Source organism: Pseudomonas sp. PvP009 (genome assembly GCF_017832995.1).
GTDB classification, from domain to species: Bacteria; Pseudomonadota; Gammaproteobacteria; order Pseudomonadales; family Pseudomonadaceae; genus Aquipseudomonas; species Aquipseudomonas syringae.
This window is the reverse complement of record NZ_JAFIBG010000001.1, coordinates 1,054,168-1,067,701: the sequence shown is the minus strand read 5'-3', so window position 1 is coordinate 1,067,701 and position 13,534 is coordinate 1,054,168. Positions and strand designations below refer to the sequence as shown.

4 protein-coding genes are annotated in these 13,534 nt (G+C 56.3%); 2 read left to right on the top strand and 2 right to left on the bottom strand.

All coding sequences use genetic code 11. The features are described 5' to 3' along the window. Positions 1-45: 45 nt before the first annotated feature. Positions 46-2,868 carry an RHS repeat-associated core domain-containing protein gene (locus JOE29_RS04760; protein WP_210078860.1) on the bottom strand — a complete coding sequence of 941 codons (2,823 nt, stop codon included), beginning with the start codon at positions 2,866-2,868 and terminating at the stop codon, positions 46-48. Positions 2,869-3,004: 136 nt separating this feature from the next. Continuing rightward, entirely contained in the window at positions 3,005-5,824 is a 2,820-nt protein-coding gene (locus tag JOE29_RS04755; RefSeq protein WP_210078858.1) for an RHS repeat protein, read from the bottom strand. 466 nt (positions 5,825-6,290) lie between these two features. On the opposite strand from JOE29_RS04755, the gene JOE29_RS04745 reads away from it, so the two are divergent. Both JOE29_RS04745 and JOE29_RS04740 read left to right on the top strand, forming a co-directional pair. Continuing rightward, positions 6,291-10,625 (top strand): SpvB/TcaC N-terminal domain-containing protein, encoded by a 4,335-nt coding sequence (locus JOE29_RS04745; protein ID WP_210078856.1) that lies wholly within the window; start codon positions 6,291-6,293, stop codon positions 10,623-10,625. Then, on the top strand, positions 10,618-13,278 hold the full coding sequence (locus tag JOE29_RS04740; protein WP_210078854.1) for an RHS repeat-associated core domain-containing protein: 2,661 nt from the start codon (positions 10,618-10,620) through the stop codon (positions 13,276-13,278). Before JOE29_RS04745 ends, JOE29_RS04740 begins: the two co-directional genes overlap by 8 nt. Positions 13,279-13,534: the final 256 nt, after the last annotated feature.

The window sequence follows — 13,534 nt, the reverse complement described above, 5'->3', positions numbered from 1 at the left end:
CTGGATAAAACCCGTCTCATTGAGGCGGGTTTTATCGGTTTATGGTCAGCGCCAGGTTTGCGCCGCGCCGCTCCGTATATAGGCGTTCAACGGCATTTTCCTCATCATTTGTTCGTCAGCTGTAAAAGGGGCGTCGTCAAAAACGTAAGCTCTAAAATGATCCAGTAAGTCTCCGTACTCTTGATCAGATCGGCCTATTACGTCTGTAAACAGACCAGGGCCTACGATGTTTGACAATACTCGCACCCTTGCGTCTGCATCATCGTTCCAAATTAAATTAAAGCCGATCCCCGACAGCCCCATAGGATCTGGATAGAGCCCGCTGTTTAAAGCACTGTTATACCGTTTGACACCTTCGTCCATCATATCGTGTAATACGCCAGCACCGGCATGAGCGGCAAACGAGCTATTATTAACCATGAAACTGTCAACCGAATATTCAGATTCCCAAGGCACATGAACCGGGTTCAGTGTTAGAACTTCGTTCTGCTCAGCAAGCAGTGATTGATCTCCCAACGGCGTCATATCCTCGGTATCTGCGCCGGTATAAACATCATCAACGTCTGAATAAATTCCGCCCAACTCATGAACGGTATGCATCCGTAAAACGTCTACCGCGAATGCGTAATTCTGATTGTTTTTTCGGAAATCTTCATAAGCCACGTAAAGCGGCTGCTCCTTGAACCGCTGGAAAAAATCGGACCCAGCGAGCGGGACCACTTCCGATTTCAAATCTTTTTCGATTTCAGAGTAAATATCCGGCCTGCTCGTTTCCAGATGCAACTTCACTTTATACCCCCACGCCATTTCAACGGTTCTGTTGATATTGCTGACCTGAGCCTTCAAGGCATCCCGGTTTTCACCTATCCAGATCTGGTGAATAGTTTTTGGAACAGGTTCAGGTTGCTGGCCCTTCGCATCAACGTAAACAAGCGGATTATTTCTGACCATCCTGTACAGATTCAACCCATCCACATCCCCCGCCGGGTCCGGATTGATCCACCTTTGCAACCAAGGCGCGTAATACCTGAGCCCGTAATAATAAAGCCCACTGGTGTCACGCTCTTTACCCGAGTACCTAACTGTTTTGTACTTGGCCTCCACTGCACTACGCGCCGCCCACCAGGCCGTGCCGCCAAAAGGGTAATAACTTTCCTGGCTGATCAGACCGCCTTGCTGATCAAGCTCCAGCGTGCTTGAGCCCAGATGATCACCCAGGCTGTAACGCACCTGATCGTTCGCAATAGCGCTTGGTTTTCCAGCTTCCCAGTGCAACACCCGCACACTGTTGCGACCCGCCTGAGCCGTAACGACATGAAGGATTTCGCCATCGGCCGTAGTACGAATTTCCAGCCCCGGCAGGTAGCGCACTTCATTGATCAGTGTGCGACCTGATGCCTGAGCAGTACTGATCTTGCGACAACGTTGACCCTGGCCGTCATAGACATAGCGTTCCTCATCGGTCGACCCGTCTTCACGTTGCACAGTGGTGATGTGCTGCAACTGATTACGCGCATCCCAGCCCATAACCTGCCCGCGAACCAGTTTCAGCATGTTGCCGTTGGCATCAAAACTCGTAGCGAAATCCACTTCTCCTTCAGCGTCGGGCAGGCTGCGATTGCTGTCGGGATCAACGTGCATGTTGCGGGTGAAGTTGTGCGCGCCTTCGTGGCGCATTTGCAGCAGGTTACCCGCAGCGTCGTAGCTGTAACGCTGTGTGTAGTTGCTGACCTGACACGGATCATCCGTCGGCAGAGATTGCAGGCCCGGCAACGCCGGGCCATGGCTGGCACCGTTTCTGACTTCACGGCCGCTGGCTTCGATCAGTTGATACAGCGTGTCGTACTCGAAGCGACTGATCGGTTCGATAAGCTGGTTGTCACAATAGCGGTCTGGCTGGGACGCATCGTTGACCACCAGAACATTACCGACCGGGTCATAGCTGTAAATCAGCTTTTGCAACAGCGCGCCATCCGCCGCCATCGCGTTGAGCGCAGCGAGCCGACTGTCCTGCGGATTATATTGGAAATGACTGACAACACCATTGCCCGCCGTTTCCTGCTCGACTTGGTCAAGCGCGTTGTAACGTATTTCACTGACCAGCGTCTGCGACTGTGCGGCACCGGCCAATGTCAGTTCAGCAGCTTTCAACTGCCCAGCGACGGTCATGCCAAAGGCCTGCGTGTTGCCCATGGCATCGGTCTGCACGAGCACTTCGCCCAGCGCATTGAAACCCCAGCGGGTTTGCAGCCCGACAAGCTCAAGCAGCGCATCTCGCTCTGCTTCGGCCAGCGGCCAGTCCGGACTTTCAGGCGCTTGCAAAAAATGCCGTTTCTCACACAGCGCAGCGCCAAGCAGGCCGTAATCATGCAGCAAACGCGAGCCTGCCGTATCGTCATGGCGAATCAGTTGATTGCACTGGTTATGCTCAACGGCGTCGGCGCCACCATAGGCCAGGCGTTCGACGACAAGCCCCTGCTCTGTCACAGAGACAGAACGCAGCGAACTGTCGTATTCCATCAAGCGCTGAGTGCCTCGCCCGTCCCGGCTTTCAAGCAACTGCCCTGCCTCGCCCATCAGGTTCAGTCGCCAACCCGAGTCGACGCTTTCGCTCAGCAAGGCCGCTCCGGACAGACTGAACCTGACCAGCCGATTTGCCGGGGTCTGCGCTTCGGTTTCCGAGCGACTGAACAGACGCGGATCACGACCGACAACCGGACGCCCTGCCCAGTCATAGCGCTGATGGGTCACCCGCGCGGAAAGAGCCTGCCCGGCCACAGTTCGACAGAACTGCACGCTACGCACGGCCAGCGCACGTGGTTCAATGACCACCAGTATCGGCGTATTGCTGTGCACAATCGAACTCATGACCTTCATCCATGAAAGTTTGATAAGAACACTATTCCTGCCTGACAGGATCAGTGCACGGACGTGCAGCACGAAAAATCAAGCTCATACTTCAAGTACAGACCAGACACCTTCGCGCGACCACAGCATCCTGCATCTACTTAACATAGCCTCGCGCCTTCATTTTTGAAACAACCTGCTCTCTTCCGAGAAAAAGCCCTAAAAACGCAATATTATCTGCATTATTACGCAGGATGCGGTCCCGGACACCCGGGTACTTTAAGCGGTTAACGTTGATATCTTGAAGACTACGGGTTGCAAACAGACCTGTTACATCACCGGTCGTCAGCTTACCTTCGCTAATCATGCTATCAATATTCGAAAATATGACGTGATCATGCTGCCCTGCTGTAACATGACTTGCCGACTCTAACATGCTCTGCAAATGCTCATCCACGTCACCGGATGTTAGCTGCTCAACACCTTCATCCCGATTGACGCTCGCATTCATATAAATGTAATCCTTCGAACGCCTCTGCGTGGTATGGGAAATTTCATGGCCCATTACCAGCGCGGTTCCCAGCACATGAAAATCCAATACCTCACGCCCTAAAAATATTCTTTTGTGTGGGTCGTTTGAAAAGGTAAGACCCTGATTACCTGGCTGCCTGCCAAAGACGGCAAACTGATTAAACCCGTGCCCTGCCGTATAATCCTGCACCACGTCGTTCAAACTCGCGTACTGACTGGCCATTTCGGGCATTTGTGCCAATGATGTATACCCCATGACATTCCAGACGACGACTTTTTGCGTTTCGGTTAAATCTCCGCTATTAAAAACACGTTGACTCTCCTTATAGGCCACTTCAACAACCTCAAGGGCATGACCCAGCTTATCTGTCGGAGGCTTCTTCAACAGTTTTATATTTTCTCTGCCTCGAGCGATGAGGGTGAGGCCACTTGAACTGGCCTGCTGCTCGTAAGCGTCTTGAAAGCCCTGATAAGGTCGATGTTGCAAACCTGCTATATCTTTATTTCGTAACGGACTATTCCCAACCATTGCATAAAAATTCAACCCATCCACAGCCCCCGCCGGGTCCGGATTGATCCACCGCTGCAACCACGGCGCGTAATACCTGAACCCGTAATAATAAAGCCCGCTGGCATCGCGCTCTTTACCCGAATAACGCACTGTTTTGTACTTGGCCTCCACTGCACTGCGCGCCGCCCACCAGGCCGTGCCGCCAAAGGGGTAATAACTTTCCTGGCTGATCAGACCGCCTTGCTGATCAAGCTCCAGCGTGCTCGAGCCCAGATGATCACCCAGGCTGTAACGCACCTGATCGTTCTCAACAGCGCCCGGTTTTCCAGCCTCCCAGTGCAACACCCGCACGCTGTTGCGACCCGCCTGAGCCGTAACGACGTGAAGAGTTTCTCCATCGGCCGTGGTCCGAACTTCCAGTCCCGGCAGGTAGCGAACTTCATTGGTCAGTGTGCGACCTGATGCCTGCGCGGTGCTGATCTTGCGACAACGTTGACCCTGGCCGTCATAGACATAGCGTTCGTCATCGTTCGGTGCGTCTTTACGCTGCACAGTGGTGATGTGCTGCAACTGGTTACGCGCATCCCAGCCCATAACCTGCCCGCGAACCAGTTGCAGCAGATTGCCATTGGCATCAAAACTCTTAGCGAAATCCACATCCCCGTCATCGTCCGGCAGGCTGCGATTGCTGTCCGGTGCAACGTGCATGTTGCGGGTGAAGTTGTGTGCGCCTTCGTGGCGCATTTGCAGCAGGTTACCCGCAGCGTCGTAGCTGTAACGCTGTGTGTAGTTGCTGACCTGGCAAGGTTCGAGCGTCGGCAGAGGTTGCAGACCGGGTAGCGCCGGACCATGGGTAGCGCCGTTTCTGACCTCCCGCCCCGTGGCTTCGATCAACTGATACAACGTGTCGTAACAGTAACGGTTTATCGGCTCGATAAGCTGGTTGTCGCAATACCGGTCTGGTTGCGAGGCATCGTTGATGAGTAGAACGTTACCTGCCGGGTCATAGCTGTAGTTCAGTTTTTGCAACACTGAGCCGTCGGCAGATAGCGCACTGAGCTCAGTCAGCCGACCGTCCTGTTGATCATACACATAGCGACTGGCCACACCATTTCCTGCGGTCTCCTGCTCGACCTGATTGAACGCGTCGTAGTGAATCGCACTGACCAGCGTTTGCGGCTGTTCCGTATTGGCCAGGGTCAGTTCAACAGCGCGCAGTTGCCCATCCGCACCGTGACTGAAACGCTGGACGTTACTGTTGGCGTCAGTCTGCACCTGCGCTTCGCCCTGCGCGTTGAAAGCCCAGCGCGTCTGCAGGCCGACCGGCTCGAGCAGTGCATCACGATCAGGCTCGGCAAGTGGCCAGTCCGGGCTGTCGGGCGACTGCAGGAAGTACCTTTTTTCGCTCAACGCCCTACCCGACAGTCCATAGTCCAGCAGCAAGCGCGAGCCTGCCGTATCGTCATGGCGAATCAGTTGATTGCACTGGTTATGCTCAGCAGTGGCAGGCCCGCCATAAGTGAAGCGTTCGGTCATTCGGCCTGATTCGTTGATCGCCAAAGGGCGCAACAGCCTGTCGTATTCGATCTGGCGCGGGTTGTCACGTCCGTCACAGCTGTCGACTAACTGCCCCGCTTCGCCGTTCAGGCTCACCCGCCAACCTGAGTCGACACTGTTCGATAGCAGCAAAGCCCCGGACAAGCTGACGATTTGCATCAGGTTCACAGGCGCGCAGACACCATCTTTCAAACGACTGGAAAAACGTGGATCGCGACTGGCGATCAGTCGCCCGGCCTTGTCGAAATAGTGCTGCGTCACCCTCGCGTCAACAGGCTGACCATCAGCGCCACGATAGAACTGCACACTGCGTACCGGCAGACCCCGTGAATCGCTGACCGCCAATTGCGGCGTGTTGGTGTGCGTGATCGAGCTCATCCTTGAAACCTCTACCCGCCGTTAGTGACGCCCTTCAACCATAACAGCAGACAAACGGAAGCACGCGGCTTGGTCAAGAACCAATAGGCATAACCGTTGGGTAGTCAATCGCCAATGAATATACCTTCAGCGCCGGGCGCTAATACTTTGTTTTGATGAGAAATTTTTGGTGTTGTTGAGGGTTGACTGACACTTTTGTCAGCTAGACGCGAGCGCCATGGTAAACAAGGCTGGGTCATGACCACTGGAGAGCCGGACATGACCGAGCACCCCTTCTCCCTGTTACGCAACCTGGCCCGTTTTCAACTTCGACGATGAGCGCTATCTGCCGTTCGAGGGCACTGGCGCAATCTCTCGCTGGACCCTGAGCTTTTCCAACCCGGCGGCGCAGCGCGCTCGATCACCGACATTATCGTGCACATGCGCTACACGGCGAAAAGCCGTTAACCGACTGGGAGCAAGCTCCATGGAAGCTCAATCGCAAAATCAATCGCCGCCGTCCCTGCAACCGGCTGTAGCCACTCCGTCATTACCCAAAGGCGGTGGCGCGATTCAAAGCATCGGCAAGGGCTGGGGAGCCGTTGGCACTAGCGGCGCGGCGTCAATGGAAATCGCCCTGCCGATCAGCCAGGGCCGCGGTTACGCGCCCGCCCTGTCGCTGAGTTATCAGAGCACTTCCGGCAACGGCGTATTCGGACTTGGCTGGAACCTGAACACCAGCAAATTGGCGCGTCGTGCCAGCAAGGGCGTACCGAACTACACCGACGACGACCTCATTTTCGGCCCCGGAGGCGATGTCTGCCTGCCCGAACGCGACGACAGCGGCGCACTGGTTTCGAGTCAGGTCAGCCGCTACAACGGTCATGATTTGAATGCGACTTATCAGGTGGTGCGTTACTTCAGCCGAGTCGAAGGGGCCTTTGCGCGCATCGAGCATTGGCGCGTGGACATTGCAGATCCCGGCTTCTGGCTGATCCACGGCGCCGACGGCAGCCTGAACCTTTATGGCAGGAGGACCTCGTCGCGCATTGCCGACCCGGCAGACATGAATCGGGTTGCCGAATGGTTGCTGGATGAAAGCATGAATGCCGTCGGCGAACACATCCTCTATGAGTACAAGCCCGAAGACCATCAGGGCCTGGCGGAGGATCACCCGAGAAACTTCCGCGCCCAACGCTACCTGAGCCGGGTTCGCTACGGCAATGCCAAGGCGCACCCCGTACTTTACCTGTGGCAGGAAGATTCGCTGGACGGTTTGCTATGGCATTTCGACCTGATATTCGACTATGACCAGCGCGACACCCGCAGTGACCCGCCCCCCGAATACGATGAGCAATTTACCTGGCCGGTGCGCAGTGATCCGCATTCAAGTTTCGCCTATGGTTTTGAGCTGGGTAATCTGCGCCTGTGCCGGCAGGTTCTGATGTTCCATCACTTCCCGGATGAGCTCGGAGAAGCCCCGCTGCTGACCCGGCGACTGCTGCTGGAGCATTATCAGACAGCTCTCGGCTACAACCTGCTGAGCGCAGCGCATTCGCAGGCATGGGATGGTACGGACTGGCGGCGCGTCGATCAGCAACCTCCTGTGCAATTTCAATACACCGATTTCAGTCTTGAGTCAGGCATCTACACGCCGCTGGAGCCCATGGCCGGTTTGAATGACGGCCAGCAATACCAGTTGGTCGATCTGTCTGGCGACGGCTTGCCCGGCATTCTGTATCGAGACGACAAGGCGTGGCTTTATCGCGAACCGGTCCGTGATACCGCTGGCACAGCGGACGCCGTTGCCTACGGAACCTGTCAACCGCTACCCCGCATTCCCACGGCTGATTCAGCCACACCGGTACGTCAGGCCCTCACGGATCTGACCGGCGACGGGCGGCTGGACTGGATTGTCGCCCAGCCGGGAATGGCCGGATTCTTTACGCTCAACCCTGATCGAAGCTGGTCGAACTACGCCACGTTCTCGGCTTTTCCTACAGAGTTTTTCCACCCGCAAGGCCAGATGGCGGACCTGGTCGGCGACGGGCTGTCAGATCTGGCCTTGATTGGCCCACGTAGCGTTCGCCTGTATGCCAACCGTCGAGCCGATGGATTCGCCGCAGCAGTGGACATCCCTCACCACGAGGATCGCCTGCCATTGCTCAGCGACAGTTCCACTGAACTCGTGGCGTTCAGCGACCTTCTGGGTACGGGGCAACAACACCTGATACGGATCCGGCACAACGAGATCCGCGTCTGGCCAAACCTGGGCCGAGGCCGGTTCGGCAAGGGCCAGTTGTTTGCCACCCTGCCCTACACCTATGAGGCCTTTGATTCGAGCCAGGTGCGGCTGGCCGACCTGGACGGTTCAGGTGCCAGTGACGTGCTGTACCTGCAAGCCGATGGCTTTCAGGTCTTCATGAACCGGGGCGGGAACGGTCTGGCCGCGCCCTTCGATCAGCCCTGGCCGGAGGGCGTGCGTTATGACCGGCTCTGCCAGTTCAGTGCGGTCGATCTGCTGGGCCTGGGTTTCTCCAGCCTGGTGCTGACCGTACCGCACATGGCGCCACGGCACTGGAGCCTTTATTACGCGGAGGACCGGGCAGGCTCGGTGCGCAAACCGTATTTGCTGAAGGCCTCGGATAACAATCTCGGTGCTGCCGGAGAAGTCAGCTATCGCAGTTCGGCGCAGGAATGGCTGGACGAAAAAAACGAGCTACGGACCGCAGGCAGCGTTGCTGTCTCGGAATTACCGTTCCCGGTCCATGTGGTCGTCAGGCAAACCATGCAGGACAAGGTCACTGGCAATACGCTGACTCAGTTGTTCCGCTATCGACAGGGTTTCTATGACCCTCGCGAACGGGAGTTTCGCGGCTTCGGCCTGCTCCTGCAGACCGACACCGAAACGTCGTCGCAGGATCAGGAAGACTTTACCGCTCCGGTATTGAACAAGACCTGGTTCCACACCGGACGCTATCCTGCCAGACCCTGCACCGACCATGACCGCAGCGACCTACTGGCACGCCTGCCCGGCGAGCATGTGTTGTCCCGACTCGACGCCGCAACCCAGACAGAGCTGCCAATAACGGACGCGGATGACGCGACCTTGCAGGAAATGGCGCGAGCGCTGAGCGGCTCGGTACTGCGCAGCGAAGTCTTTGGACTCGACGCCAGTCAACGTCCCACCGTGCTGTATTCGACCCGGTCATGCCGCTATCTGGTTCGCCAACTGCAGGCATTGAGCGCACATCGATCCTACGCGTCGATGCTGCCACTGAGCCTGGAAGTCATCACCTATCGTTACGAGGCCGATGAACTGGAGGACCCGATGTGCGAACACAGCCTGAACCTGGCGTGGGACCGCTACGGCTCGACGCTCCACTCAGTCAGCGTCAACTATGCGCGGCGCAAGAAACCGGGTGACGCGCCACCCTTTGCGGACCCTCACCAGCAACAATGGTGGGAGGCGTCACACGACGACGCCCAGCAACAGTTCTACCTGAATGAAATGCATGCCGAAGCAATCCACCTGGACAGCCCGCAGAGCTGGCGTCTGGGGCTGCCTTACCGCACACGCGGCGACGCCATGCTCATTCCGGCAAGCGCCTTGACGCCTGAGCAGATCAGCTACGAACAGTTCGCCGATCCGTCCGGGCCCTTCGCAACCTTGCCACGTACGCTCACCAGTCTGTCGGTGCAACGCTACATCGGTTGCGGCGATGGCGAGGCGACCTTTCAGGCGCTGGCTGACGCCGTTGAAACGGCTGAACTGGATGATCATGCACTGAGCGCCTACGAGCGGGTCATGGACAGCGTCACTCTGGCCGAAAAACTCGTCGAGATCGGTTATCAGCAGATGCCAAGCTTTCTGCCAGCAGACAGCCTGAATCTATGGTCGGTAAAACGCGGCTTCGCCACCTACGCCGGTCAGGAGCACTTCTTTCATCCCACTCAGTTCAGGCCCACGCGCAGTCACGGCTGGAGTCTCGTCGAATACGACGCCTACCATCTGTTCGCGACTCGCATCACCGACCCGGCAGGCTGCGTCACTACCGCTGAATACGATTATCGTGTGCTGCAACCAAAACGAATCATCGACCCCAATCAGAACAGTCAGGAAGCTGATTACGACGCCTTCGGCAGAGTATGGGCAACCAGCTTTTACGGCACGGAACTGGGTGAGGCAGTCGGTTTTCCTCCACTCAATCGCGCCGGGCATTATTGGGCTTCTGCCGGCGAGGTAGCGCTGCAACCCGAATACGCTCTGGGCAGGCAAGCCAGCGCGCTCTATTACGACGGCAACACGGCTCTGGGGCAGGTCCACATCCCGCTGGCCACCGCTGCCCTCGCGGCAGACCGCTACCCGGAAGACCTGGACAGGCAGATCCGCATCAGCATGGCGTCGATAGACGGCTTCGGTCGCACGCTGCAAACCCGTCAAAAGGTGGAGGACGGCAACGCCTATTCAGTCGATGAATGGGGCAATCTCGAACTGGTCGGCGGTGAACCGAAAATTGTCCACGCATCACCGCGCTGGCGTGTCAGTGAACGTGTGGAATACAACAATAAAGGCTTGGCGGTGCGCGTTTACCGGCCGTATTTCGCCAACAGTCATCTGTATGTGAACGACGCATCGATACGCTCACAAAACATTGTCGACAAACAGTTCTACGACCCGCTGGGGCGTCCGACCATCACAATCACCGCCAAAGGCTGGATGCGCCGACAGACCTATCGGGTCTGGTACACCATCAGTGAGGACGAAAACGATACAGCCGAGGAAGTGCTGGCCGCGAGAAAGGCAGCCGAGCGTGGTTAATAGCGCGGTACATTCCCATACGCCGGAACTGCTCGTTTCCGAGGTTCGTGGGCTGGTCGTGCGCCAGGTCCTCTTACATCGAACAGAAGCCGCAGAAGCCGCCGCAATGCGGGTTACCAGGCGGTGTTTCGACCCGGCAGGCAGAATGATCGCCGCCACTGATCCACGTCTGGCCGACGCCAACCGGAGCACTGTCTACAGCCTTGGCGGCAACGCGTTGGCCACCGAGAGCGTCGATGCCGGCTGGCGAGTTGCGCTGTTCGGCGAGGCTGGCCAGGTCTTGAATGGCTGGGACGCTCGCGGTAACGAGCGGCAGTTAGAGTACGACCTGCTGTTACGCCTGAGAAACATCATCGAACAAAATCGGTGTGCTGAGCGGTTCACCTATGGCCAGACAGATGCGGCAGGACACAACCAGTGCAATCAACTGGTCCGCCATGACGATACGGCGGGCTCGCGCTTGCTGCAGGATTACAGCCTGCATGGCTCGGTACTCAGTGAAACACGACATTTCCTGCTCGCCGCAGAAGCAGCGGACTGGCCATCAGCCGAGCCTGATCGTAATGAGCTGCTGGAGCCGGCCGGCCTTCAGACCTGTCGCGTTTTCAACGCACAAGGTGAAGTGCTGACGCAGACCGATGCCAGTGGTAATAGCAAGCTTTCGACTCATAATCTGGCCGGTCAGCTGCACAGCACAGACCTGATATTGAACGACAGCATGCATGCGCGGACGCTGGTCAGCGCGATTCGCTATAACGCCTTCAACCAGGTCGAACAGGAAACAGCGGGCAATGGCGTAGTCAGCTTTTACGCCTATGATCAGCAGGACGGCAGGCTGATCGGGCTGAGCGCCATCTCTGCTGACGGCACGCTGCTGCAGCAACTCAATTACAGCTATGACCCGGTGGGCAATATCCTGCTCGTCAACGATGCCTCGCAACCAGACCGGTATTGCGACAACCAGCTTATCGAACCGATCAGCCGTTACCGTTACGACACGCTGTATCAGTTGATCGAAGCCACTGGCCGGGAGGTCAGAAACGGGGCCAGCCATGGTCCGGCGCTACCCGGTCTGCAACCTCTGCCGACGCTCGATCCTTGCCAGGTCAGCAACTACAGACAGAATTACAGCTACGACGCAGTGGGCAATCTGCTGCAAATGCGCCACGAAGGCGCACACAACTTCACCCGCAACATACACGTTGCACCGGACAGCAATCGCAGCCTGCCGGACGATGACGGGGATGTGGATTTCGCTACGAGTTTTGATGCCAACGGCAATCTGCTGCAACTGGTTCGCGGGCAGGTTATGGGCTGGGATGCGCGTAATCAGTTGCAGCACATCACCACTGTGCAACGTGAAGATGGGTCGAACGATGACGAACGCTATGTCTATGACGGCCAGGGTCAACGTTGTCGCAAGATCAGCACCGCGCAGGCATCAGGTCGCACGCTGATCAACGAAGTGCGCTACCTGCCGGGGCTGGAAATTCGTACTACGGCCGATGGAGAAATCCTTCATGTCGTTACGACTCAGGCGGGTCGCAACAGTGTGCGGGTCTTGCACTGGGAAGCTGGAAAACCCGATGCCATTGCGAACGATCAGGTGCGTTACAGCCTGGGTGATCATCTGGGCTCAAGCACGCTGGAGCTTGATCAGCAAGGCGGCCTGATCAGCCAGGAAAGTTATTACCCCTTTGGCGGCACGGCCTGGTGGGCGGCGCGTAGTGCAGTGGAGGCCAAGTACAAAACAGTGCGTTATTCGGGTAAAGAGCGCGATGCCAGCGGGCTTTATTATTACGGGTTCAGGTATTACGCGCCGTGGTTGCAGCGGTGGATCAATCCGGATCCGGCGGGGGGTGTGGATGGGTTGAACGCCTATAATTTCGTATCGAACAACCCCGTCATGTTAATAGACAAGGATGGGAGAGTAGGCGAGCGAATCGCCGCAGCATACGCACCAAACGAACCCGCCCTTCCTTCATACTTTAAAGACACCTACTTATCCGAAGCCTCTAACGATCAAATGATTGCGGACGCCAGAGCCGGAGCGCTGTGGAATGACCCTCCCAGGTTCCTGGGAGCAGGGTACGCATACGAACCTGCCTGGTACTACAATGCCAACCTGCAGCAGCGTATAGACTTGTTGAATGAGCGCTCATGGATGAGCCACGGCATCGTTACAACACTATTCAACCATGATCATGACCCTGTCAAAAAACCCTACGAAATAACATCCAGACACTGGAATAACGTTGATGAATTCACGAACACTTACACACCCGAGAAATGGATGATTCAATCCAATTTTAAAGCCAGCAAATCGAATGACTACCATGCGAGCGATGTTATTCGATATCAATATGAGACCGTGTCAAAATCATTGGGTTTCTTTGGAGTGTTACCTTCCCGTGTAGAAAACCAATACGTTATGAACACAAAAACCCTCAGCACCACCTCTGGGCTGGAATCCAGCACTCCTCACCTGTTAGACCTCTACCTCAATGAAACGCCGATCGGTAAAGGGACAAGTATTTCACTGACCGAGTTTCAAATGGAGGCAATGTGGGTGCAGCGCCAAATAGACCCCGTACTGGATCCGATCAGCCATTTTACGCTCGGAGTGAAACCCATCAATCATTTTAAACTGTAGACTCGCGCCACCGCCCCCAATATTAATAACACTTGGTACTTGCAACCGCAACTCAAAGCAATTCCATCCTCACTTACAAGGCAGCCCCCCTGATAATGCACAGAGGCCGAAAGGGTCTGTACGACCATTCTGACAAAAAGTAAAGATGTTTCAGTCAACACCGAAGGCTGCTGACCACCACGTTCGATAAAAATAAAGATTACGCTGCCGAAACATATGGATACCTGTATGCAACGTAAGACCGATCGAACGTGGA

Bases quoted from the DNA above. Each gene is read 5' to 3' on its own strand.
- JOE29_RS04760 (WP_210078860.1), bottom strand. From the start codon at position 2,868: ATGAGTTCGATTGTGCACAGCAATACGCCGATACTGGTGGTCATTGAA.
- JOE29_RS04745 (WP_210078856.1), top strand. From the start codon at position 6,291: ATGGAAGCTCAATCGCAAAATCAATCGCCGCCGTCCCTGCAACCGGCT.
- JOE29_RS04755 (WP_210078858.1), bottom strand. From the start codon at position 5,824: ATGAGCTCGATCACGCACACCAACACGCCGCAATTGGCGGTCAGCGAT.